Here is a 23172-nt window from a genome sequence, read left to right on the forward strand (position 1 = left end):
AAGCAGGAATGGGTTGCGGCGCCACCGGCGGCTCCGGTCGCGCGCGGGGTCGTCAGACGCGCTCGGCCGAGACCTGCCAGATGGGCAGGAGCAGGCGGCCCTGGTCGTCGGCGGGCAGCCCTTCGACGAACGACGCGCCGTCGGCCACGTTCATCGCTTCCACGATCCGGTGGAGCAGGTCGCGGGTGAAGTCGGGACTGGCGGTGTAGGTGGCGCGGTCAAAGCGCGTGATCGACCAGCCGGCGTCGGTCAGGGTGCGCCTGATGTCCTGCTCCGAGCACCGGTTGGGCGCCAGGATCTCCCTGGGGACCTCGTCGGAGAAGCAGGCGATGTGCAGTCGCGCGCCCGGAGCGGTCACCCCGTGCAAGGCGGCGGCGTACTTACGGCGCTGCTCGGGGTCCAGGCCGTGATAGAGCGCACTGTCGATCACTGTGTCATAGGCCCTGCCCTCCAGGCTTCGCAGCGTGACGGCGTCCGTCACCACGAACGTGATCTCCAGCCCGAGGGAGCGCGCCCGCTCGCCGGCCCGTTCTATCGCCTTGGGGGAGACGTCCAAGGCGGTGACCCGGTGCCCACGCCCGGCCAGGAACAGGGTGTTGTCGCCGAGCCCGCAACCGACGTCGAGCACCTCCCCGCGGAAGGCGCCCTCCGCTTCCAGGGCGACGACCACAGGTTGCGGGCCGCCGATGTCCCACGGCACCACGTCGCGGTAGATCGCGTGCAGCGGGGAGTCCTCGGCGTAGATGGAGTCACCGCGATAGTTGGCGTCGAAGTGGAACTCCGACAGGGTCATCGGATCAGGCATATGGTCGCTCCTTCGTTGTCGGGTGCGAGATCGTCGTCACCAGCGGGAATCGGGTCGGTCCATGAAAGATCAGGTCGTCGTCGAAGACGGGCGGCTCCGACGGCAAGGTCATGCCGGGAAAGGCGGCGAAGAGAGCGGCCAGTCCGATCTCGGCCTCCGCGCGCGCCAGGCTGGCGCCCAGGCAGTAGTGGATGCCCAGGCCGAACCCCGTATGGCGGGCCGGCGGCCGGTCCAGGCGCAGAAGGTCCGGCGCGGGGAAGCGGGCAGGGTCGCGGTTGGCCGCACCGAGGACCGGCACGACCTTCTCCCCGGCCCTGATGCGCTTGCCCCCGAGCAGCTGGTCCTGCCGGGCCCACCGGCTGACCATCTGCACCGGCGAGTCGAAGCGGACCAGTTCTTCCACCGCGGTGGGGAGCAAGGCGGGATCGGAGCGCAGGCGCCGCAGGACCCCTGGCCTGCGCAGCAGGGCCAGCGTTCCCTTGGTGAGCAGATGGGTCGTGGTCTCGTGGCCGGCGGTCAGCAGGTGCACGCAGGTGCCGACGATCTCGTCCTCGCTCAGCGCCGTGCCTTTCCGGGCGGCAGCGACCAGGAGCGAGAGCAGGTCCTCGCGGGGTGCCCGAGCGCGCAGCCGAGCCTGCTCGGAGAAGTACGCCGCCAGCTCGCGGGCCGCGCGTTCGGCCAGGTCCGCCCCGGTCCTGCCGGTACGGCCGGCGCGGGACGTACTCGCCCCCTGCAACCACACGGCACGCTCCCTGAACCAGTCGCGGCGCTCGGATGGGACGCCCAGCAACTCGGAGATGACCAGGAGGGGGAAGGGCGCGGCGAAGTCCCGGACGAGGTCGATCAGCGGCTTCTCCTGCAGCGGGGCGAGCAGCTCTGCGGCGATGGCGGTGACGCAGGGGCGCAGCGCCCGCACGACCTTGGGTGAGAACGTGGCCTGTAACAGGTCACGAAGCTCGGTGTGCCGCGGCGGATCCATGAAGACCAGCCAGTTCTGGACGAGCCGGCGCAGCGCCGGGCTACGGTCGCTGACCGGTCCGCCGGGTCCCCGCCCGAAGGCGGGGCTGGTGAGGACCTCGTACGCCTCGTCGTAGCCGAAGACGTACCAGGTGCCGCCCTCGCCTCGCTGCACCGAATCCTGCTCCCTGTACCGCCGGTAGACGGGGTAGGGGTCGGCCAGGTGCTCTTGCGGCCAGCCGGTGGGAGCGAACATCAGGCGGCTCCCCGCACGGCGTCGACGAGTTCGAGCGGGTCGTCCGGCGGCCGGTGTCCTCGCCAGGCGACGTGGTCGTCGGGCCGTACCAGGACGTAGGGGTGGCCGTACAGGGCGGCGATCTTCTCGTCCCGGCACACCAGTACCGACAGGGGGACGCCTCGGTCGCGGAACGCGCGCTCCAACCCGTACGGCGCCGCCTCGGGGTGGAAGCACAGCAGGGTGAAACCGCGGCCGAACACGTCGAGAGTGGATGTGCCGGGGCGGAGCCAGGCGTGTGCGGCGCGGTAGCCGGGGTCGCTGCCCGGCCGCCACCCGGGCGTGAGCTCTACCCGTTCACCAAGGACGAGCGGGGAGGAGTACCGGTAGCCGAAGTGGATCTCAGGGGCGTCGAACTCCCGGCGCGCACCCCCGTTGCGCAACCGATCGGCCATCCGTGCGCGGGCCTGCTTCCCCGCTGCCGTGTCGGCGTGCAGGTCGGCGGGCAGGACCTGGCCGGTCGTCCTGGTCAGGTTGGCGTTGGCGGCCTCCAGGTTGCGTACCGCGACGGGCCGCCGCTCCAGATCGTAGCTGTCGAGCATCGCCGGACCCGCCCAGCCCGACAGCAGGGCGGCGAGCTTCCACCCGAGGTCCGCGGCATCAGCGATCCCGGTGTTCATCCCGAACCCGCCGGAGGGCGAGAGGGTGTGGGCGGCGTCGCCGGCGAGCAGCACACGCCCGTGCCGGTAGCGATCGGCGATCCGCTGGGTCAGGTGCCAGGCCCCGTCGGACAGCACCTCGACCGGGACGTCGACGGCGATGGTTTCCCGTACCAGAGCACCCGCGTCGTGCGACGCTGTGGCACCGCTCACCACCAGGTTGTACAGGCCGGCGCCGTCCAGTGACCGCATGGGGAAGCGCAGGCTCGCCGACCGGAGCAGGAAGTAGACCATGGCGGTGCGCAGGCCCATCGCGGTGAGCTTCCCCGCCAGGTCGGGCGCCTTGAAGAGGACGTTCCTGAACTCCTGCGTCTCGTACCGGTAGGGCGCTTCGATGCCGCAGGCACGCCGGACCTGGGAGGAGGCGCCGTCGCAGGCCACGAGGTATCGCGCGCGGACGGTGAGCGGCAGGCCGGAGGTCAGATCGGTGACGTGCGCGGTGACAGCGTTATCGTCCTGGGTGAAGGAGTCCAGTCGGTGAAGGAGGCGCACATCGCAGCCGTCCCTGCCGGTCAGCTCCTCCAGCAGGAGCGGGTTCAACCAGTGGGCGGGGCAAACCTGGTCCGGCTCGGGGGTGTGCAGGAACTCCGGGCGGTCGGCGGCCGTGCCGCGTTCGTAGCGGTAGATCTCGTGCCCGCCGACCTGGGTCACCCAGGCGATGTCCAGCGGATGGTCCGGTGGCCAGCCCGCCTGTCTGATCCGCTGTGCGACTCCCCAGCGACGGAACAGCTCCATCGACCGGGCCCCGATCGTGCTCACCTTCGGGTGGCGCACCCGGCCGTCGCCGCTGTCCACAACCGTGCACGGCACGTTCCGGTACGTCAGGTCCAGTGCCAGCGCCATCCCGACCGGGCCGGCTCCGATGATCAGCACGTCGGTCTCATGGTCGGAACCGGTCATCTCGCTCCTCATCCGTTCGTTCCTCGGGCTGCTCACGCCCGCTCCTCCCGGAAGTACGCGCTGAGAAAGGCGCTCTGCTCCGCCACCCGGCGGGGTACGAGCGAGCAGGCCGCCGCCCGCGTGGCCAGCCGCTGGAACCGGGCGGCGAGCGTGCGCGCTGCGACGCCGGGCTGCGCCAGGTAACCCGGCAGGAGGTCCAGCTCGAAAGTCGGGCCGGCGGTGCGCCCCGCCCTGCCCGCAGGCAACGTGACGAGCAGCTCGGCCAGTGGCCGCATCATCGCGGTCATCACATCGATGGCGTGATTCATCAGCGGTGAACGACGCAGGCTCCCTCCCGGCCTGCCGTAGAAGTGCTGCACCATGAGCTGAAGCATCAGGAAGTACGCATCGTTGAACAGCATCGCGACCTCGCGCGCGACCGGATCGGTGATCGCGTCCTTGGCGTGGTCGCCCGGGTCCAGGCTGGGATTGCGCAGCACCGGGTACGACGGCCGCCAGCTCAGGTCCGCGGCGAGCAGGCTCGACAACCGCAGGAACGCGGCGTGGTGCGACTCCTCGCCCGGGTCCTCGGCGGTGAGCACGCCGCCCTCACCCTGCTCGGTGATCACGTCGATCGCGAACAGGGCACTGGGCAGGTCGTCGACCTCCATTTGGTAATCGGGGTGCTCACGGTCGATGGAACGGCGCAGAAACAGGTGGTGCTCGCCGCCACCGCTCTCCCCGGCGGCCACGAAGAGATCGGGGAGCCGGGTCAGCCCGTCGCGGATGTCGGCGTACAGCTCGCTCAGCGAGCCGTATCCGGGCCGTGCGGCCGCGCCGGTCAGGTTGCCGAGCCGTACCTCGCCGGAGGCCCCGGCCGGCTCCTCGATGCGGGCGAACCGCTCGGCGCTGCCGACGCTCAGGCCCTCCAGGCAGAAGTCGAGCGGAACCGGTAGTTCGGCGTTGATCGTGCCGAAGTCGATCCGCGGCACGTGGAACGGCTCGCCCACGGCGGTCAGGATGTTGTTGACCATCAGGAAATGGACCATCTCCTCTCGGGCGATGCCGAGGAGCGTCCCGCGAACTCCGCCGTCCGCCGTCTTTCCACCGTCCCCGCAGGCCATCGCCAGCTGAGCGGAGGTCCACTCGCCGCGTCGGACGAGCTCCACGCCGGTGCCGTAGGTGGGTACCGAGTACGCGGCGTACAGGTACTGGAGCATGACCGCGAGCTCGACGGCGGCTCCGCAGCGCAGCGCCCGGACGAGTGCGTCGCGGGTCGCCAGGACCGGCCTGCCGTCGTGCCCGCCGGGGGTGACCACGAGCACGTCGCGCGGTGTCTGCTGCCGTCGCAGGTACTTCAGCAGCAGCCGTGCCTTCGGCGCGGTGAGATCACGCGAGGGCGGCATGTAGTACGTGCGGTCCTTGTTGCGCGGGTCGCACATCTGCCAGATCAGCATGGCGTAGGTCTCCACCTTGAACCGGTCGGCGAGGCTGAACACCTCCTCCCGCATGAACGGATACAACTCCTCATACGGTGCGAAGACCTCGCGGTGGATCAGGGAGAAGTCCACCTTCTCCAGGGGGATGCCGTCCAGCCGCCAGTCGTCGGGCAGCACCCGCACCGTCATCGCGCCCGGGAAGTGCCGCTCGTCGTCGTGCCCCTGTGGCGCGGCCTCCCCGTCGGCGCAGAGCGACAGCCGGGCCGTACCCGCACGCAGTCCTCTGAGAGTGAACGTGCCAAGGCCGGACGCGTCGGTGCTCAGGACACAGGAGGGCTCACCGTCCAGGGCCACCACTGGATGCCGTCCCTGCGTCGCCCGCGGGTTCGCACACTGCCGGACCTCCACCCGCGAGACGGCTGCGGGCACGCCCCGCACGAAGGAGCGGACGGTCACCTCGACGTCGTGGTCGGCGTCCTCCGGTCCCCTAGGGTGTTCCAGGATCACGCAGGCGTCGTCCACCTGGACGTTCACCACCTCTTCCGCCAGTACCACGGCTCCTGACGCGTCCACGACCTCCAGCGGTTCCGCATCGGCACGCTCGGGCGGCCCGGTCAGGGCGGCGGACACGATCCCGGTCACGCCGGCAGGCAGGTGGGCCACCGTCGAACCGGAGTGCGCGGTGCGCAGGGAGAGCCCGTGCGGCAGTAGCTCGACCAGGTTCACCAGCAGGTCCGCCGGGGTGATCTGCAGCGTCAGGTTGACCGGCGGGCGGCAGGTGTCCTTGGCGCGTCTGGAGGTGAGCAGCCTGCCCGCCGGGTAGGTCCGTAGCTCGTGAGAGTGCCAGGGCGCGATCACGCCGTCGAGGTCGAAAGGGACGCCCGGTGGCTCGCCGCGCGGTGCGGGGCGGGTGCGGTGGTTCAGGACGAACTGCACGACCAGGCCACTTGCCCGTTCCGCGGCGAGAAGCGTGCGCAAGGCGGTGACGGCCGGGCTGCGGTCGGCTTCGGGCAGCCAGGTCAGCCCGCCGGCCTGGTCCACCACGAACTGGTGCAGCACCTGGCCCGGCCGGTGCCACCGGGGTGGCTGGAACCCTTCGACCTGTCCGGTGAGCATGTACCCCGTGTCGGATGACCGTCCGGAACGTCCGAACCCGAACTGTCCCACCATCACGATCGTGGACCAGCGGGACGCCGGATCCACATCGAAGATCCGCGCTCGGTTGGCCGTGGTGCCGAGGTACTCGTTGTAGTGCCCCCAAAAATCCACCGCGCGTCCCACGACCGGATCTGGCGAGGCGGCCGGCGGGTCCACCGAGGTGATCACCGCGTCGATCAGGAAGTGGCCGTTACCGGCGAAGTTGTCTCCTTTGCGGAGCGTGTGCACCCGGCCGGTCGCCAGATCGACGTCACTTGCCGCAGGGCCACTGGGCAGCCTGCTCAGCGCGGTGCCGGCGAACCGCAGCCGGGGCAGGTCGAAGACGCTCACGCCGACCTGCTCACCGGGCGCCGGTCATACCGGTGCAGGCTGATGCCCTGGACCGCCTCCAGCGCCGACTCGACCGCGCTCTCGATCCAGGCGGGAGTGGTCGCGCAGTGCTCACCGGCGAAGAAGAGATGCTTGTCCGGGCGCGCGGCCAGTTCCCGTTCCGCCTCGGCCGCGGATGCGGTCTTGCCCCAGCGGACGGTGCAGCCGCCGTGGGTCAGGCCGTCCTGCCCCCACGCCATGCTGGCCGCCGCCCGAACCATGCCCGGCTCGTCCAGGGCCGGGTGGATCGCGGCGAGCTGCCGGCGGACGTGCTCGTGCCTGCGCTCGGCCGTCATCCGGCCGAGCCGGTCGGCCTCCTCCCCGATCGTGTAGCTGGCCAGCAGCACCGATCCGTGGTCGGGGTAGTAGGTCTGCCGGATGTCGCCGCCGGTGAAGGAGGCTCCGCCGGTGATGCCCTCGCGCTCCCAGAACCGTTCCCGGCAGTGGAAGGCGACCTTCGTGGCGGAGCAGTAGACGGTGGTGCGGATCGCTTCGGCCTTGTCCTGCGACAGCCCGTCCATGCGGACGTGGCGCAGGGCGGAGAACGGGATCGCGCAGACCGCGTAGTCCACCCGGCGGACGATCGTGCGGCCCGCACAGGAGAGTTCGAGGATCACATCGCGTTCCCGCACCCGCAGCCCGGTCAGTGTGTGTCCAAGGTGTACGGCAGAGCCCAAAGCGAGGGCCAGCCGTTCGGGCAGGGCGCTTATGCCGTGCTCCAGCCGGAGCAACGCGGGACTGATCTCGGTGAGGACGTCGTCGAGGAATCCGTCCAGCTCCAGTGGCAGAACCTTGCGGCACCGGGGATGGTCGGTGAAGAAGGCCTCCAGATCGGCCGGGCGGTCCGCGCCGCGCACGTACGGCCCCAGGTTCATGCCGTCGAGCTGGCCGAGCAGCCTGCCGAGCACGATCTTGTTGTCGAGCTGGTCGCGCAGCCGCTGGGGTGAGAGCGCCCGCACCGCCGCGATCAGCCACGCGGCGAACAGCAGGCTCTCCTCCCGGTAGCCGGGCTCACCGAGCCTCGCCCGTAACTCGCCGACCAGCGCGGGTGCGGCCTCGGAGACCTGCACAGGGCCCGGCTCCATGGCAAGGAAGGCCCTCCCGTCCGACAGCCATGAGCGAAAGGGGCGTAAGCGATCCGACAGCCCCAACTCGTCGATGTAAGAGAGCGTTCGCACATGGTGCGCCGGCAACCGCATGGCACCCAGCTCGGCGAAGGAGCCGGTCGGGTCGGCGTCGAACCGGTGTGTGTGCACGCGCCCGCCGATCCGGCTTCCTGCTTCGTAAAGCTCGACCTGGTACCCGAGTTTGCCGAGCTCGTACGCCGCGACCAGGCCGGCCATACCACCCCCGAGCACGGCGACCGACGGCCCTGGGACCTCGGCGCGCGTGAGGCCCGTCGCTCTCGGAACGGTCCCCTGTGGTTGTGCGGGCAATCTGGACAACCTCCAACCTCCAACCTCCGTGGTCAATGTGAGAAGGACCGGCGATGTTTTCCCCCGTCCGCTGACGCGGAGGCATCACCTGACGAGGGGCACTTCCCAGCAGTAGCTGCCAGGACGTGTCCGCCTCTTGCGGCAGGATGTACGAACGTGCCGAAACCGCCGGGTGCCTGCCGGCACCGCGTCCAGACGCGCGGGGGTCTGGCCCGGCGCCCTCCCCGGTCTCCGCCGTCCGGCCGCCCGTGCGGACCGGCGCCGGGGTGCTCAAGGCGCCGTCCTGTCCAGGCGAGGCGTCGCCGGAGCGCAGAATCCCCGCGGGCGTGACCGCGACCGCCGCGACCGGCGCACCCTCCGGGCCGACCGATCACCTCGCGCGTGCCGGCCCTCCGATGGTCACCGAATTGTCAAGTGGTCGTTCGATAGAAGGAATTCACCGGGCTATTCAAGCGGTGCTGGTACCGGATGGTCGCATTGTTGTCGCCGGACTGGACGTGGTAAATGCCGTGGGCGGCCATACCTACTGTGCCCGCGTTCGCCCGGCAGTGCTGGTCGCCGTTGCCGTTGCCGATATATAGGAAGTCGCCGCCATCCTTGGGGCAGGCAACGCCGTTGATGGCGAACGCGGGGGAGGCCGGACTGACGAGTACGCCCAGGAGGAGCGCCGCGGCGACCGCTCCTGAGGTGAGGATCTTGCGAAAGGTCGCCCTCATGACCGCCCTTCTGTCGGAGGGGTGAACCTTGCGCCTTTACTTTCGCCGGAGAAGCTGTCCAATTGACAGGCCATTGGCTGCCCATTTGGTGCTCACCACGGTCACCACCGCGGCGGAGGGAAAGGCGTCCTGAGAGGCATTCCTGGCTATGGCCGGCAACTCGGCCGTGTCCCTGGCCTTTTCGCCACCGGCCCTTGGACGTGACTGTCTGCGGACTCGGCCGAAGCGCTCAGCCTGGACAGTACGGGAGACCGGGCGCCACGCGCCCTGGCCTTCGGGGGATGCGAGTTGGCCTTGAGGCGTGCCCACCAACCGTGTCCACACAAATCACCGGCCGTGCGCTCGGTTCCGCTCCCGGGCGTCGATTCGTTCGCGCTGCGGGACGACCGTGTACTTGGGGTCGGCGGCCGACGCGCGGCCCGCCCGCAGTACGCCGAAGCGGACGCACAGCGACCCCGCCGTCAGCGCCGCGGCCGAAAGGACGGACGGCGTCCGCCATCTGGTGAGGCCGGAGACCGCCGCGAGCGCGCCTCCGGTCACGGTCAGCACCCGCGCCGCGCGCATCAGCCGCCCGGCCGACCCCTCGCGGTACGGCTCGGCGAGGAGGCCGAGCCGCCGTTCGAGCACCTCGCCCGCCACGGTCTCCATCGCCGCGCCCACCATCGCCATCCGCCGGGCCGGACCGGCCTCCCGGTGCGGGGCGGCGACCATGGCGACCGCCCCGGCGCTGGCCAGCGCGCTGCCCGCGAACAGGAACGGCAGCTCCCGGTGACCGGTGTGCCAGGACGGCACGGCGGTGTCGGCCACCAGCACCGCCGTGTAGGTCGCCATCATCGGCCCGGTGATCCCCGTGGCCAGCCCGGCGGCCTTGCCGATGGAGGGCAGCAGGCCGGTGAGGGCGGAGCCCGCGGCGACGGCGGCGAGGCCGCTCTGCGCGGCGAGGATCCACGAGCCGACGCTCATCGGCGAGGTCGTCTTGAAGACCCGCAGCATGTTCAGGAAGCGCTCCGGGCGGCCCAGCTCGGCCACCAGGAACGCCGCGCCCGCCGTTCCCGCGGCCGCGGCGGCGATCTTGGCGGGGGCGGCCAGGCGGTCCCGGCCGGTCAGCTCGCACCCGGCGGCCAGCAGCGAGGACGCCCCCGACAGGCCGCCGAGGTACAGGTAGGCGGGCATGTGCGGCTCGTGCCAGAGCGGGCCCTTGATGATCGGCTGCCCGTAGTAGGAGCGGAACTCGGGCTCGGGCACCATCGCCCGCTCGCGGCTCATCGGCGCGCCCCGCGGGCGAACACGCCGACGCACACGGCGGCCATGGACACCGCCGCCGCCCCGGCCCACAGCCACATCGACGGCAGGTCACGGGTCGTCACCACGGGGTCGGGCGGCAGGCCGTACACCTCGGGTTCGTCCAGGAGCAGGAAGAACGCGCCGTCGCCGCCCACGCCGTCATCGGGACGCTCGCCGTACAGCCTGGCCTCGGCGACTCCGGCCTCGTGCAGCGTGGACAGCCGCTCCGCGGCGCGTTCGCGCAGCTCGTCCAGCGGGCCGAACTGGATCGAGTCGGTCGGGCACGCCTTGGCGCAGGCCGGTTCCAGGCCGTCGCGCAGCCGGTCGTAGCACAGCGTGCACTTCCACGCCCGCCCGTCGTCCTCGCGGCGGTCGATCACCCCGTAGGGGCAGGCCGGGACGCAGTAGCCGCACCCGTTGCAGACGTCGGCCTGCACCACGACGGTGTCGAACTCCGTGCGGAACAGCGCGCCGGTCGGGCAGACGTCCAGGCAGGCCGCGTGCGTGCAGTGCTTGCACACGTCGGAGGACATCAGCCAGCGGTCGCCGCGCTCGGTGAAGTCCTCGATGAAGGCCACGTGCCGCCAGGTGCTCGCGCCCAGCCCGCCGGTGTTGTCATAAGACGTGGCCCGGAACACGAACCCGTCGTCGGGCACGTTGTTCCACTCCTTGCAGGCGACCTCGCACGCCTTGCACCCGATGCACACGCTGGTGTCGGTGAAGAACCCCATCCGCTCACTCACGCCGGTACTCCTCGATCAGGGCCCGCAGCGCCGCCCCGCGCGGCCGCCGCCCGGGCAGCACGTCGCAGGTGGCCGCCTTGCTCTCCTGGATGTAGACGTTGGGGTCCAGTACGACGCCCAGCAGGTCGTTGGCCGCGTCGCCGGTGACCAGGCCGCCGCCCGCCCAGCCCCAGTGGTAGGGCACGCCGATCTGGTGGACCGTCCGCCCGGCCACCCGCAGCGGCCGGACCCGCTCGCTGACCAGCACCCTGGCCTCGATCGCGGCCCGGCTGGTGATGATCGTCGCCCAGCCGCCGTTGCCCAGCCCCAGCTCGGCGGCGAGCTGCGGGGACACCTCGCAGAACATCTCCGGCTGCAACTCCGCCAGGTGCGCCAGGGAACGGCTCATGCCGCCCGCCGTGTGGTGCTCGGTCAGCCGGTACGTGGTCAGCACGTACGGGAACCTGGTCCCGTTGGCCGGGTTGTCGGCGCGCCGGTAGATCTTCCTGGCGGGGTTGGCGCGCGTGCCGTACAGGGTGTTGGGCACCGGAGACTCGTCCGGCTCGTAGTGCGTGGGCAGCGGCCCGTCGGCGAGCCCGGCGGGGGCGAACAGCCAGCCCTTGCCGTCGGTCTGCATGATGAACGGCGAGTCGCCCGCGATCGCGGCCTGCGCGGTCGCGCCCGGCGGCGGCACGTAGTCCGGCGGCTTGTCCTTCTCGAAGTCCGGTACGTCGGGGCCGGTCCACTCGCGCCGCTCCGGATCCCAGACGATGTAGGACTTCCGCTCGCTCCACGGACGCCCCTGCGGGTCGGCCGAGGCGCGGTTGTACAGGATGCGGCGGTTCAGCGGCCAGGCCCACCCCCACTCCGGGGCGACCAGCGACTGCTCCCGGCCGGGCTTGCGCCTGGCCGCCTGGTTGACCTCGTCGGCGAACACGCCGCAGTAGATCCAGCAGCCGCAGCGGGTGGACCCGTCGGCGGCCAGTTCGAGATAGGACGACAGCGCCCGCCCGTCCGGACCGGTCCCGTTGATCTCGCGCAGCACGGCCTCGGCCGAGGGCTCGGCGTGCTCGCCCTCCTCCGGGTAGTCCCAGGTGAGGTCGCGCAGCGGCGCGTCCATCTCGGTGTCGCCGGCCCGCTCCCGCAGGAGTTTGCCCAGGTGATAGTAGAACCACAGGTCGCTGCGGCAGTCGCCGGGCGGATCGACCGCCTTCTCCCGCCACTGCAGCAGCCGCTGGGTCTGGGTGAACGTGCCCTCCTTCTCCACATGCGAGGCCGCGGGGAGGAAGAAGACCTCGGTGCCGATGTCGGCGGTGCGCAGCTCGCCCGTCTCGATCTCCGGCCCGTCCTTCCAGAACGTGGCCGTCTCGATCGGGACGAGGTCCCTGACCACCAGCCAGTCCAGGTTCGCCAGGCCGAGCCGCTGCGCCCGCCCGCCCGCCGAGCCCACGACCGGGTTCTCGCCGATCACGAAGTAGCCCTTGACCGTGCCGTCGATCTGCCCGAACACCGTGGCGTAGGTGCCGTGGTCGCCGGTGATCCGCGGCATGTAGTCGAAGCGGAAGTCGTTGTCGGCGGTGGCCGAGTCGCCCCACCACGCCTTGAGCAGGCTGACCATGTAGGAGCGCTTGTTGCCCCAGAAGCCGGTGTCGCCCGCGGCGTAGCCGAGGTAGTCCTCCAGGGTCTCGTGCAGCTCGGCGTGCGGCATCGGCATGTAGCCGGGCAGGATGTTGAACAGCGTCGGGATGTCCGTCGAGCCCTGGATGCTGGCGTGGCCGCGCAGGGCCAGGATGCCGCCGCCGGGGCGGCCGATGTTGCCCAGCAGGAGCTGCAGGATCGAGGCCGCGCGGATGTACTGCGCGCCGACCGTGTGCTGGGTCCAGCCGACCGAGTAGACCCACGCCGTGGTGCGGTCTCTGCCGCTGTTGGCGACGATCGCGTCGGCGAGCCGCTGGAAGTCGGCGCGCGGGATGCCGCACAGCTCCTCGACCAGCTTGGGCGTGTAGCGCGCGAAGTGGTGGGCGAGCAGCTGGTACACGCACCTGCGGTGGGTCAGGGTGGGGTCGGTGTGCGGCGTCGGGTGCGCCGACGGCCCGCCGGAGCCGTACTGGTCGGCGCTGGCCGCTCCGGCGTGGACCCGCCCGCCCCTGGCGTGCTCCTCGCGCTCCCTGGGGGCGTCCTCGCCCTCATAGGACCAGCTCGCCGGGTCGTAGGAGGCGTTGTCCGCCTGGAAGCCGGAGAACAGGCCGTCGAGGTCTTCGGTGTCGCGGAAGTCCTCCGAGATGATGGTGGCGGCGTTGGTGTAGGCCAGGACGTACTCGCGGAAGTCGTGCGCGCCCTTCAGCACATGGTTGATCAGCGCGCCGAGCAGCACGATGTCGCTGCCCGCCCGGATGGGCAGGTGCGCGTCGGCCATCGCGCTGGTGCGCGTGAAGCGCGGGTCGATGTGGAACACCTTGGCCCCGCGCGCCTTGGCCTCCATGACCCACTGGAACCCCACCGGATGGCACTCGGCCATGTTGGAGCCCTGGATCACGATGCAGTCACTGTTGACCAGGTCCTGCTGGAAGGTCGTGGCGCCGCCGCGCCCGAAGCTGGCCCCCAGACCGGGGACGGTGGAGGAGTGTCAAATGCGCGCCTGATTCTCCACCTGTATCGCGCCGAGCGCGGTGTACAGCTTCTTCATCAGGTAGTTCTCTTCGTTGTCGAGCGTCGCCCCGCCCAGGCTCGCCAGCCCCATGGTGCGCCGCACGACCTTGCCGTCGGCGGTCTCCTGCCAGGTGTCCCGCCTGGTGGCCATCACCCGATCGGCGATCATGTCCATCGCGGTGGCGAGGTCCAGGCTCTCCCACTCCGTGCCGTACGGCCTGCGGTACATGACCGTGGTCTGCCGCCCCGGGTGCGTGACGAGCTGCTTGCTCGCCGCCCCCTTCGGGCACAGCCGGCCGCGTGAGATCGGGGAGTCGGGGTCGCCCTCGATCTGGGTGACCTTCCCGTCCTTGGCGTACACGAGCTGGCCGCAGCCCACCGCGCAGTAGGGGCACACCGAGCGCGCGACCGAGTCGGCCTCGGCCGTGCGCGGGCGCAGCGCGTCGGTGCGCGCCGAACGGGCCGCCGAACCGCGCCCGTCCTCGCCGCGAAGCTGCCGGATGACCGGCCAGCGGCCGATCAGACCGCGAAGGTCCATGCCATGGGCTGTGCCCCGATTGCGGGGGCTTTATGCAGGGTCATTCTTGCGGCCCGTCCTAGCTGTTCGTCAAACTCCGGAGTGAACCCCTGATTCGGTCATCGAGGGCGTGACCTTCTGGCATGATCGCTGGAATACACTCAGGCAACGAGACTGACGGACAGTGACGAATGCCCTCCATCGATGAGATAACCACCTTCGCAGCACAAAATCCGGTCGGAACAGTCGTCGTAAGCGTCATCGCTCTCGCCTTGCTCGGCGTGGCCGTCCTGGCCCTGCGCGCAGGGGGCCGTGCGGGGGCACGGCTTTTCAACAGATTCGTCGCACCGCGTCCGATCGAGGACATCCTCACCATAGTGGCCGCGTGCATCGCCACGGGCGTGTCCGCGCAGGGCATGTGGCGCTTCTCCAGCGACGTCCTCGGCTTCGACGGCCCGCTGCGGCTGCTGCTGTTCGCGTTCATCGAGGTCGCGGTGATCACCAGCGCGGTCCGCGCCCGGCGCAGCATGCGAGAGAACTTCTCGGCCGGCATCGACGGCATCGCGGTGTGGGCGCTCACCGGGCTGACCGCGATCCTGTCCAGCATGGACGCCCGCAGCCTGCCCGAAGCCGTCTTCCGGCTGGCCGCCCCGCTGGTGGCGGCCTGGCTGTGGGAGCGCGGCATGGCGATCGAGCGGCACCGGATCACCGGCCGCGGCAAGATCAACTGGCGGCTCACCCCGGAGCGGATCATGGTCAGGATCGGCCTCGCCGAGGTCAGCGACCGTACCGCGTCGGAGGTGGACGCCCACCGCAGGCTGACCAAGGTCGCGCTGGCCGCCAAGCGGGCCCGCGCGCTGCGCGAGAGCGGGGCCTCCGAGCGCAAGATGCGGCACGCCCTGGCCAAGCTGGACCAGGCGATGGACCGCGCCGTGGAGCACACCGGGCTCGCGGTCGACTCCGCCCGCCAGGAGGCGCTGCTCTCCCAGATCGGCGCGCTTTACAACACCAACGTGCTGATCGACCTCAAGCCGCCGGTGCCCTGGGACCCCGAGCCCGTCGCGCACGCGCTGCCGTCATCCTCGGCGCTGCCGCGCCCGGACGACGAGGACGAGGAGTTCGAGATGGTCGAGGGCGCCCAGGTACCGCAGCAGCCGATGGACACCGCGCAGCGCGCCGCGCTGATGCGGGCCGCCCGCCGCTACTGGGACGAGCAGATCGAGCGCAAGTACGTGCCCCGCGCGGACGACATCGCGGCGGAGACCGGCATCTCGCTGACCACCGCCCGCGAGTGGCGCGCGCTGTGGAAGCTGGAGCCCAAGGCGTACGCGCTGCTCCAGGCGGCCTTCAACGAGCACGGCATCATCGACACCGGCACCTTCCCGGCGATCGTCACGCCCGACCCGGTGCTCACCGTCAACGGCTCGGCGACCCGCTGACCTCACCTGCGGCCGGTCGGCGACAGCCGGCCGGCCGTTCGTTCGCAAGCGATTTACAACGTTGGTTGCAACGATGTAAAAGAGTACGTACCGTCTGCCCCCGAACTGGAGGACCCCACGTGCCGACCGCCCGCCTGACCCTGGACCGGGCCTTCACCATCGCCCCCGTCAACCGGCGGCTGTTCGGCTCGTTCGTGGAGCACATGGGCCGATGCGTCTACACGGGCGTGTTCGAGCCCGGCCACCCCGCCGCCGACGAGCGGGGCCTGCGCACCGACGTCATCGACCTGACCAGGGAGATGGGCGTCGAGGTCGTCCGTTACCCGGGCGGCAACTACGTCTCCGGCCACCGCTGGGAGGACGGGGTCGGCCCGGCCGCCGAGCGGCCCAACCGGCTGGACCTCGCCTGGCGGCAGATCGAGACCAACCGGTTCGGGCTGAACGAGTACATGGCCTGGACGCGGGCCGCCGGCGTGGAACCGATGATGGCGGTCAACCTCGGCACGCGCGGCATCCAGGAGGCGTGCGACCTGCTGGAGTACGCCAACCACCCGGGCGGCACGCACTGGTCGGACCTGCGGATCAGGCACGGCGTGGCCGACCCGTACGGGATCAGGCTGTGGTGCCTGGGCAACGAGATGGACGGACCCTGGCAGATCGGGCACAAGACCGCCGTCGAGTACGGGCGCCTGGCGAATGAGACCGCCAAGGCGATGCGCCTGGTGGACCCGGACGTCGAACTCGTGCTGTGCGGCAGCTCCAACAGCTCCATGCCGACCTTCGGGACCTGGGAGGCGACCGTCCTGGCCGAGGCGTACGACGCGGTGGACTACCTCTCGCTGCACGCCTACTACGAGGAGGACGGGGACCTGCCGGGGTTCATGGCCAGCGCGGTGGACATGGACGCATTCATCGACGCCGTGGTCGCCACCGCCGACGGCGTGGCGGCCAGGCGGCGTTCCCGCAAGCGGATCGCGCTGTCCTTCGACGAGTGGAACGTCTGGAACTTCTCGCGGTTCACCGGCCGGGACCGGGCGGCCTTCGAGGAGGCCCCGCGGCTCATCGAGGACACCTTCACCGCGGCCGACGCCGTCGTGGTCGGCGACCTGCTGATCACCCTGCTCAGGCACGCCGACCGGGTCACCGTGGCCTGCCAGGCGCAGCTCGCCAACGTCATCGGCCCGATCCGCACCGAGCCCGGCGGCCCGGCCTGGCGGCAGACCATCTTCCACCCGTTCGCCCTGACCGCCCGGCACGCGCGCGGCGAGGTGCTGCGGGTGGAGCCGGTCGGGCCGACCCTGGACACCGCCAGGTACGGCGACGCGCCCCAGCTCTCCGCGGTCGCCACCCTCGATGACGAGGGCGTCACCCTGCTGCTGGTCAACCGGGGCGTCACCGAGGCGCTGGACCTTGCGGCCGACGTACGCGACGTCGGCGTGACCCGCGTCGGCCTGGCCGCCTGCCTCGCCGAGGACGACCCGCACCGGGTCAACGGCCCCGGCGCTGAGACCGTGGTCCCGCGGCCCCTGCCCGGCGTCCGCATCGACGCCGGGGTGTTGCACGCTCGCCTCCCCGCCATGTCCTGGAGCCTCGTCCGCCTGCACGCCTGATCCCTGTTCATGATCACTGCCTGATGGCGCTGGGTATCCTGGCCGTGTCCGCGACCTCGGTCTCGACGGCACGGCCCCGGCGGGGTGACTCCGCACGGGTCGGTTGAACACGACCTCCGGAGGATGACCAGGCATGACCGTCCGAACCGCCACCGACGCAGACCGCGCCGCCATCGCGGCGCTGGCCTCGGCCGCGCTCGATCTCGACAGCGCGGAGGCCCCTGCCCTCACCGCCAGGCTCGCCGCCCCGCCGCCCGGCCGGGTCTGGACGGCGCTGCTGGCCGGTGAGGACGGCGTGGCGTACGCCTCGCTGTCGCAGGCCGACCCCTCGATCGGGCACATCGACCTGCTGGCCGTACATCCCAGGGCCAGGGGGCGCGGCCTCGGCAAGGAACTGGTCCGCGCGGCGGAGGACTGGCTGCGCGGCAACGGCGCGGCACAGGTCCGGATGGCCGGCAACCCGCCCTGCTACGCCTGGCCCGGCATCGACGTGCGCGCCACCCCCGCCGCCTGTCTGGCCGAGAGCCTGGGCTACGAGCGCTACCACACCGCCTTCAACATGACCGCCGACCTGACCGGAGACCTCGGCGTGAGCGACGACCTGGATCGGCTGGCGAAGTCCGGCGTCACCGTCTACAGCGCCCCGCCCAGCGACCGCGACCGGGTCGCCGCCTTCGGCAGGAAGCACTGGAACGACAACTGGGCCTGGGAGATCGAGTACGCCACCGGCTGCCACTACGCGGTACGCGCCGGTGAGGTCATCGGGTTCGCGGCGTGGGGCACGCGGCCGGAGTGGTTCGGGCCGATGGGCACCGCCGAGGAGGCGCGCGGGCTGGGCGTGGGCGGCGTACTGCTGCGCCGCTGCCTGGCCGAGCAGCGCGACCGGGGGCACGCCACGGCGCAGATCTCCTGGGTGGGTCCGATGCGCTTCTACGCCAGGACGGTCGGCGCGCGGGTCGAGCGCGTTTTCTGGCTATACCGCCGCGACCTGCGCTGATGTGGCTCTGAAGGGGACCCCGCCGTACCATCGGGCGAAGCTATTTTGCATAATGGAAGTCTTCGGTGAAAGTTAGCGACATGGGATGACATGACTGAGCAACTTGCCGCACTGTCCACCGAGCAGAGCGATCCGCGCTACCGGCGGATCGACAGGCTCCCGACGGAAGAGGTGGCGCGGCTGATGAACGCGGCCGACGCCACCGTGCCCGCCGCGGTCGCGCGGGCGATCCCCGCGATCAGCGCGGCGATCGACGCCATCGCCGCGCGGATGGGCCGGGGCGGGCGCCTGATCTACGTGGGCGCCGGTACGTCCGGGCGGCTCGCCGTACTTGACGCCTCGGAGTGCCCGCCGACCTTCGGCACCGACCCCGAGCTGGTGCAGGGCGTGATCGCCGGGGGAGCGCCCGCGCTGACCCGCTCGGTGGAGGGCGCCGAGGACGACCACGCCGACGGCGTCCGGTCGATCGCCGAACTCGGCATCGGCCCCCTGGACTCCGTGGTCGGCGTGTCGGCCAGCGGGCGCGCGCCGTTCGTGCTGGGCGCCCTCGCCGAGGCCGCCCGGCGGGGCGCGCTCACCGCGGCGCTGTCCTGCAACGCGGGCACGCCGCTGTCGGCGGCGGCCGAGCACCCCGTCGAGGTCGTCGTCGGGCCGGAGGTGGTCACCGGCTCGACCAGGCTCAAGGCCGGTACCGCGCAGAAGCTCGTGCTCAACATGATCTCGACGATCACCATGATCAGGCTCGGCCGCACCTACGGCAACCAGATGGTCGGCCTGTCGGCGATGAACACCAAGCTCGCCGACCGCGCCGTGCGGATGGTCGCCGGGATCACCGGGGTCGACCCGGACGTGGCCCGCCCCGTGGTCGAATCGGCCGGCTGGGACGTCCGAACCGCCGTCGTCATGATCGAGCGGGAGGTCGGCGCGGAAGCCGCCCGCGCCCTACTACGCACCCACGGCGACCGCCTGGACGCCGTACTCGCCACAGACCCAGGCAGCGCCTGACCCCGGCCCCGCCACTGAGCGGCGTCCGCGGTATTTCGAGCCACCTGGGCAGGAGCCGTGCGTACACTCGAAGACATGACCGTCGCCCATGACTACGACGACGTGCACCACCTCGTCGAGCAGCTGACCCCCGACCAGTTGGTCGAGGTCCGCGCCCACGCGCTCCGGTTGGTCACCGGCCGCCGGGCCTTCGTGCCGTGGAGCGAGCTCAGGCGCGCAGCCGCCCGTCTGCCGCGCATCGACTACGCCGAGTTCCGCAGCGACGTCGACGCCGTGATCGACTCCGATACCCTGCTCGGGGACGACCGGTGAGCGACCCGCACAACCTGCTGCTGGACACCTCCGCCATCATCGATCTCGAACGGCTCGACGAGCAGCACATCGCCGGCTCTCTCGGCTGTCGGCCAGGCGACCTGCGCCCGGCGATCAGCTCCATCTCGATGGCCGAACTCGCGGCCGGCCCGCACGCGGCCAAGACCGCCGACGCGCGAGCCGTACGGCAGGCGGTGCTGCAGTGGGCGGAGTCAACCTTCGACCCGATCCCCTTTGACACCGACGCCGCCCGCGCCTACGGGATCATCTACGCGCTCGTACTGGATCTCGGTCGCCAGCCGCGCAAGCGGCTCGCCGACCTGCTGATCGCATCGATCGCCGCGGCCAACGCGCTTCCCCTGGTGACCCGGAACCCCGACGACTTCGCAGGGCTCGAATCCCAGATCCAGGTGATCGCCGCCTGAAACGGCCACGGTTGGGACGGCCGAACGGATCAAGAGCCCGGTTTGCTCGATGGTTGCTCGCTTGTCGCGGTACCGCACGGCACGCGGTGACATCACCCGGTAGAACGGCAGGGACAGCGGCGGACAGAACGGCACAAGACGGCACGCCACGGCATCGGACGGCAGTGAACCCGCAGACTTTTAATCTGTAGGTTCAGGGTTCGAGCCCCTGGCGCCCCACCACTCCCACCCCACCTGACCAGCGCCCCCTCCCCAGAGGAGCACTCGCGACGAGCAGTTCGTCTCGCGTGGTCGCTCGCCGGTTGCTCGCGGGCACGGACCGGGCACATCAATGATCGTTTAGGCCACCGGTATCTGAGGCGGCGGTGACCGAGCGCCGAGCCCTTCGGGCGATATGCCCGGGTGAGGTCTGTGATCGATCAAGATCATTCCTGGCTGTCGGGGCGCCTGCCGGTGAGGGAGCAGGCCCGCTGCAGCCCCGCAGCGGGCCCGTCTCGGTCAGGTGTCGGCTGTGGTGTCGCCCCCTGCGGCCTTCAGCCGCCGTGGCCGCGCCGTACGCCCCTGCCGTTCCAACCGGCCTGTGCGGGCGGCGGGGATCGGTGGCGGGGCTGGGGTGGTGATGAGGGCGGCGGTCTGCTCGGCCGCCGCGGCTGCTACCTCGGGGTAGACGCTGGTGTAGGTGTCGCGGGTGAAGGTCGAGGAGACGTGGCCGAGGGTTTCTTGGACGATCTTCAGTTCGACTCCGGCGGCGAGCATCATGGAGGCGGCTCCGTGGCGCAGGTCGTGAAGGCGGATCGGTGGTAGTCCCGCCTCATAGGCGAGCCAATAGAACTGGTCGGTGAGGTGCTGGGGATGCAGCGGTCGTCCGAGTTCGTCGGTGAACACAAACCCGCTGCCAGCCCAGTCCTGGCCTGCGGCGAGGTGTTCTTTCGCCTGCTGGGCGTGGTGGTGGCGGAGGGCGGCCATGGTCTGGGCGTCTACGGCGATGACGCGGTCGCTGGCGTCGGTTTTCGGTTTGCCCTGGATGGGTTGCCAGCCGAGTTGGGTGATCTGCCAGTTGATCCCGATCGTCTTGGCCGACTCGTTCACCTCACGCCAGCGCAGCCCGGCGGCTTCTCCTCGGCGGAGCCCGCGTAGCGCGATCAGCCGGTACAGGGCGTACAGCCGGTGAAGCCGGGCGTGGGTGAGGAAGACCGCGGTCTGCTGCGGGGTCCAGACCATCACGGGGGAGGGCCGATCCCCAGCGAGGTAGACGCCGATCACATCGACGCCGCCCATCGGCCGCTGCTGCTTGGCGGTGGCCAGTCGCCGGGTGTGGTCGGTTTGCCAGCAGGCGACGCGTTCGGCGGTCCACACGGCGGGTTTGGGGCGGGTGATGGCAGGGAGTTCGACTACGGCGGCGGGGTTGAAGTCGAGCAGGCGGTCTTGTTTGATCGCGATGTTGAGGGCGTGGCGCAGGGTGGCGCGGATGCGGTGCATGGAGGAGGCGCCGACGGGGCGGCGGTATCGCACTTCCACGATCTGTTCGGGGTCGCCGCTGGCGCGGGCTTGGGTGATGGTGTCGTTGAACTCCTCGATGGCGTCGAACATGCCCGCGATGTCGGAGACGCGGAGCCGGTCCAGGCGGATGTGGCCGAGGTAAGGGGTGAGGTAGAGGCGGATGTCGGTGGCGTAGCCGCGGCGGGTGGTGGCATCGATACGGCGTTTGCGGGCGAGGAATTCCTCCAGCCATTCGGCGACGGTGAGGTGCCGGTTGAGGTCTTGCCGGGTGCGGACCTTCCGGCGTATCTCTTCCATCGGCGGCAGGTGCCGGGTGTCCTTGAGGGTGGTGAGGATGAGTTCGGTGATCTGCCGCCGCACGTGCGGGTCATCGTCAAGGGCGAGCAGTCCGCGGGCGTGGTCGAGTTCGGCTTCGGCGTCCTCCAGCGTAGAAAAGCCGCTGCGGCGTAGCGGGTTGCGGCGTCGCCCGTCGGCGTGGGCGGGGAGTTCGAGTTGATAGGCCCAGCGTCCGTGGGTACTGCTCCATCGTTCCCCACCGCCGCCTGTTCGGCGCAGCTTGGGGCAGGTTTTGCCGAGCCTACGGCCGGTCGTCTCGTCGCGGCAGGAGCAGCTTTTGTAGGTGGATCCGTTGGCCACCGTGGTGTCATCCTTTCCAGTGTTCGCGGCACTCGTGGGTGTCGCGATATCCCAGCAGCGCACGCACCCCGCGTACCGGCACCGCGTACCGGCTGCCGATCCGTAGGACCGGGCAGGGGAATCGCCCGGTCTTGGCCAGCCGGTATGCCTTGGTCCGGCCCATTCCGAGTAGTTTCCCGGCGGCGACCACGCCGATCACGGCGGGATACTCTGCCTCCGCCATGTGATGCCGCTCCTCGGAGTCGAGGGCGGGTTCATCCCGCTCGCTGCTGGTTGGTCGTGCGGTCATCAAGTCACCTCCATGGGGCAGGTCCGGGCACAGGTGGCGGGATGGTGTGCGTTTCGCCGGCCCGGCCCGCTGGTGGGTGGGCCGTGGCGAGCGGTATCGACACCCACCTTGGACCGCGCCGTCAAGCGAAATCCGCTGGTCCATCGGCTGATGTCGCTGTTTCCGGTGCTGAGCGGTGTAGTGCCGGATGGCCGGGGACGGTGCCCGGGTGCCTGGCCGGAGGGCGGCCGTCTGGTGGCTTGCGGAAGACGAGGAGATCTTCGTGTGCGATGGCATGGATCGGCCGCCCGTGCGTCCATCCCCGGCGCGCTTCGTGGAGCTGGAAGAACGACGCGCGGTTCAGCAGCGTGCCGTCGCCGAGGCCGCACAGCAGGCAGACGATCCGGTCGGCGAACTCCAGTCCCGCCCGGCGGCCGAGGGTGATGATCTGGCCGGGGAGGTCGATGAGTTCGCCGCGGTTGCGGTAGGGGCGGGCGGTGACCGCGACCACGCCGCCGGGCCGCAGCATCCGGATACTGCCCGCGAGAATGCGGGAGAAGCCGTCCAGCAGCCCCGGGAGCCGCCGGTACGCCAGGTTGGCCCGGTCGGCACGGTCGGTGTAGTGGTGATTCCATTTGCGGACCCCGGGCTGTCCGGTGTCGCGGGTGGAGCGGACGTGACCATGGGTGGCCAGCCCGTAGGGGGGAGAGGTCAGCACCAGGCCCGCCTTGCCGTGCAGGTCGGGTAGCAGCTGCGCGATGCGTCGGGCGTCTCCGGTGACGACCCGGCCGAACCCGGCCGCTCCAGCTCGGCGTGCGTGGGCGAGGTTGGCGACGGCGAGGTCGGCCCAGCGCGCTTCCAACTCGACTCCGGCGGCGTGCCGGTCTTGGTGGACGGCCTCGACCAGTGTGGTGCCGATGCCGCACATCGGGTCGATGACGAGATCACCGGGGCGGGTGTAGGTGGCGATGACCTGGGCGGCGATCGCGGGGAGCATCTTGGCGGGGTGCTTCATCGAGGCGGGCAGATAGCGCCCGCGCCGCTGGATGCGGGAGGGCTGTTGCCCGGTCGCCCAGACCGACGTGGTCATCTCGA

At 70.8% G+C, this 23172-nt stretch carries 18 protein-coding genes; 6 read left to right on the plus strand and 12 right to left on the minus strand.

Going from position 1 to position 23172, the window contains the following annotated elements:
- Positions 1-52: 52 nt before the first annotated feature.
- The 9 genes from DP939_RS36240 to fdh all read right to left on the minus strand — a co-directional run bounded on the left by DP939_RS36240 (position 53) and on the right by fdh (position 13906).
- The gene (locus DP939_RS36240; RefSeq protein WP_113985351.1) at positions 53-805 is read right to left on the minus strand and encodes a class I SAM-dependent methyltransferase; all 753 of its coding nucleotides are present in this window, start codon (positions 803-805) and stop codon (positions 53-55) included.
- A complete protein-coding gene (locus DP939_RS36245) occupies positions 798-2018 on the minus strand; it encodes a cytochrome P450 (RefSeq protein ID WP_113985352.1) in 1221 nt (406 codons plus the stop codon). The genes DP939_RS36240 and DP939_RS36245 overlap by 8 nt, the downstream gene beginning before the upstream one ends.
- Positions 2018-3616, minus strand: a complete 1599-nt coding sequence (locus DP939_RS36250) for an FAD-dependent monooxygenase (protein WP_113985408.1) — start codon at positions 3614-3616, stop codon at positions 2018-2020. Before DP939_RS36250 ends, DP939_RS36245 begins: the two co-directional genes overlap by 1 nt.
- Positions 3617-3648: 32 nt before the next feature.
- Entirely contained in the window at positions 3649-6522 is a 2874-nt protein-coding gene (locus DP939_RS36255; RefSeq protein WP_113985353.1) for a ferritin-like domain-containing protein, read from the minus strand.
- The gene (locus DP939_RS36260; RefSeq protein ID WP_263972370.1) at positions 6519-7919 is read right to left on the minus strand and encodes a flavin monoamine oxidase family protein; all 1401 of its coding nucleotides are present in this window, start codon (positions 7917-7919) and stop codon (positions 6519-6521) included. The genes DP939_RS36255 and DP939_RS36260 overlap by 4 nt, the downstream gene beginning before the upstream one ends.
- A 488-nt stretch (positions 7920-8407) precedes the next feature.
- Positions 8408-8713, minus strand: a complete 306-nt coding sequence (locus DP939_RS36265; protein ID WP_113985355.1) for a hypothetical protein — start codon at positions 8711-8713, stop codon at positions 8408-8410.
- A gap of 327 nt (positions 8714-9040) precedes the next feature.
- Positions 9041-9979, minus strand: a complete 939-nt coding sequence (gene nrfD, locus DP939_RS36270; protein ID WP_225878708.1) for an NrfD/PsrC family molybdoenzyme membrane anchor subunit — start codon at positions 9977-9979, stop codon at positions 9041-9043.
- Complete coding sequence (locus DP939_RS36275) at positions 9976-10728, minus strand: 4Fe-4S dicluster domain-containing protein (protein WP_113985357.1); 753 nt, start codon at positions 10726-10728, stop codon at positions 9976-9978. Before DP939_RS36275 ends, nrfD begins: the two co-directional genes overlap by 4 nt.
- Positions 10729-10732: 4 nt before the next feature.
- Entirely contained in the window at positions 10733-13906 is a 3174-nt protein-coding gene (gene fdh, locus DP939_RS36280) for a formate dehydrogenase (protein ID WP_147268264.1), read from the minus strand.
- A 356-nt stretch (positions 13907-14262) separates the two neighbouring features.
- On the opposite strand from fdh, the gene DP939_RS36290 reads away from it, so the two are divergent.
- The 6 genes from DP939_RS36290 (at position 14263) to DP939_RS36315 (ending at position 19673) form a co-directional block, all read left to right on the plus strand.
- Positions 14263-15324: a hypothetical protein gene (locus DP939_RS36290; RefSeq protein WP_225878709.1), complete on the plus strand. Its 1062-nt coding sequence runs from the start codon at positions 14263-14265 to the stop codon at positions 15322-15324.
- 119 nt (positions 15325-15443) lie between these two features.
- Complete coding sequence (gene arfA / locus DP939_RS36295) at positions 15444-16934, plus strand: arabinosylfuranosidase ArfA (protein ID WP_113985361.1); 1491 nt, start codon at positions 15444-15446, stop codon at positions 16932-16934.
- Between the two features lie 133 nt (positions 16935-17067).
- Positions 17068-17931, plus strand: coding sequence for a GNAT family N-acetyltransferase (locus tag DP939_RS36300; protein WP_113985362.1), 864 nt, complete (start codon positions 17068-17070; stop codon positions 17929-17931).
- Positions 17932-18021: 90 nt separating this feature from the next.
- Entirely contained in the window at positions 18022-18936 is a 915-nt protein-coding gene (gene murQ, locus DP939_RS36305) for an N-acetylmuramic acid 6-phosphate etherase (protein WP_113985363.1), read from the plus strand.
- 75 nt (positions 18937-19011) lie between these two features.
- Positions 19012-19248: a hypothetical protein gene (locus DP939_RS36310; RefSeq protein WP_113985364.1), complete on the plus strand. Its 237-nt coding sequence runs from the start codon at positions 19012-19014 to the stop codon at positions 19246-19248.
- On the plus strand, positions 19245-19673 hold the full coding sequence (locus tag DP939_RS36315; protein WP_113985365.1) for a type II toxin-antitoxin system VapC family toxin: 429 nt from the start codon (positions 19245-19247) through the stop codon (positions 19671-19673). Before DP939_RS36310 ends, DP939_RS36315 begins: the two co-directional genes overlap by 4 nt.
- Positions 19674-20171: 498 nt before the next feature.
- Here the strand turns inward: DP939_RS36315 and DP939_RS36320 are convergent, their stop codons facing one another.
- The 3 genes from DP939_RS36320 to DP939_RS36330 form a co-directional block, all read right to left on the minus strand.
- Complete coding sequence (locus tag DP939_RS36320; protein ID WP_113985366.1) at positions 20172-21809, minus strand: site-specific integrase; 1638 nt, start codon at positions 21807-21809, stop codon at positions 20172-20174.
- Positions 21810-21816: 7 nt separating this feature from the next.
- A complete protein-coding gene (locus DP939_RS36325; protein ID WP_225878710.1) occupies positions 21817-22098 on the minus strand; it encodes a helix-turn-helix transcriptional regulator in 282 nt (93 codons plus the stop codon).
- A 121-nt stretch (positions 22099-22219) separates the two neighbouring features.
- Complete coding sequence (locus DP939_RS36330) at positions 22220-23167, minus strand: TRM11 family SAM-dependent methyltransferase (protein ID WP_199565651.1); 948 nt, start codon at positions 23165-23167, stop codon at positions 22220-22222.
- Between the last annotated feature and the right edge of the window lie 5 nt (positions 23168-23172).

Origin of the sequence: Spongiactinospora rosea, from assembly GCF_003315795.1 — a bacterium.
GTDB classification, from domain to species: domain Bacteria; phylum Actinomycetota; class Actinomycetes; order Streptosporangiales; family Streptosporangiaceae; genus Spongiactinospora; species Spongiactinospora rosea.

What these genes read in the sequence shown, in the direction of transcription:
- DP939_RS36325 (WP_225878710.1), bottom strand. Translation starts at nt 22,098, where the DNA reads ATGACCGCACGACCAACCAGCAGCGAGCGGGATGAACCCGCCCTCGAC.
- DP939_RS36330 (WP_199565651.1), bottom strand. Translation starts at nt 23,167, where the DNA reads ATGACCACGTCGGTCTGGGCGACCGGGCAACAGCCCTCCCGCATCCAG.
- murQ (WP_113985363.1), top strand. Translation starts at nt 18,022, where the DNA reads ATGACTGAGCAACTTGCCGCACTGTCCACCGAGCAGAGCGATCCGCGC.
- DP939_RS36310 (WP_113985364.1), top strand. Translation starts at nt 19,012, where the DNA reads ATGACCGTCGCCCATGACTACGACGACGTGCACCACCTCGTCGAGCAG.
- DP939_RS36245 (WP_113985352.1), bottom strand. Translation starts at nt 2,018, where the DNA reads ATGTTCGCTCCCACCGGCTGGCCGCAAGAGCACCTGGCCGACCCCTAC.
- DP939_RS36250 (WP_113985408.1), bottom strand. Translation starts at nt 3,616, where the DNA reads ATGACCGGTTCCGACCATGAGACCGACGTGCTGATCATCGGAGCCGGC.
- DP939_RS36240 (WP_113985351.1), bottom strand. Translation starts at nt 805, where the DNA reads ATGCCTGATCCGATGACCCTGTCGGAGTTCCACTTCGACGCCAACTAT.
- DP939_RS36300 (WP_113985362.1), top strand. Translation starts at nt 17,068, where the DNA reads ATGACCGTCCGAACCGCCACCGACGCAGACCGCGCCGCCATCGCGGCG.
- DP939_RS36275 (WP_113985357.1), bottom strand. Translation starts at nt 10,728, where the DNA reads ATGGGGTTCTTCACCGACACCAGCGTGTGCATCGGGTGCAAGGCGTGC.
- DP939_RS36265 (WP_113985355.1), bottom strand. Translation starts at nt 8,713, where the DNA reads ATGAGGGCGACCTTTCGCAAGATCCTCACCTCAGGAGCGGTCGCCGCG.
- nrfD (WP_225878708.1), bottom strand. Translation starts at nt 9,979, where the DNA reads ATGAGCCGCGAGCGGGCGATGGTGCCCGAGCCCGAGTTCCGCTCCTAC.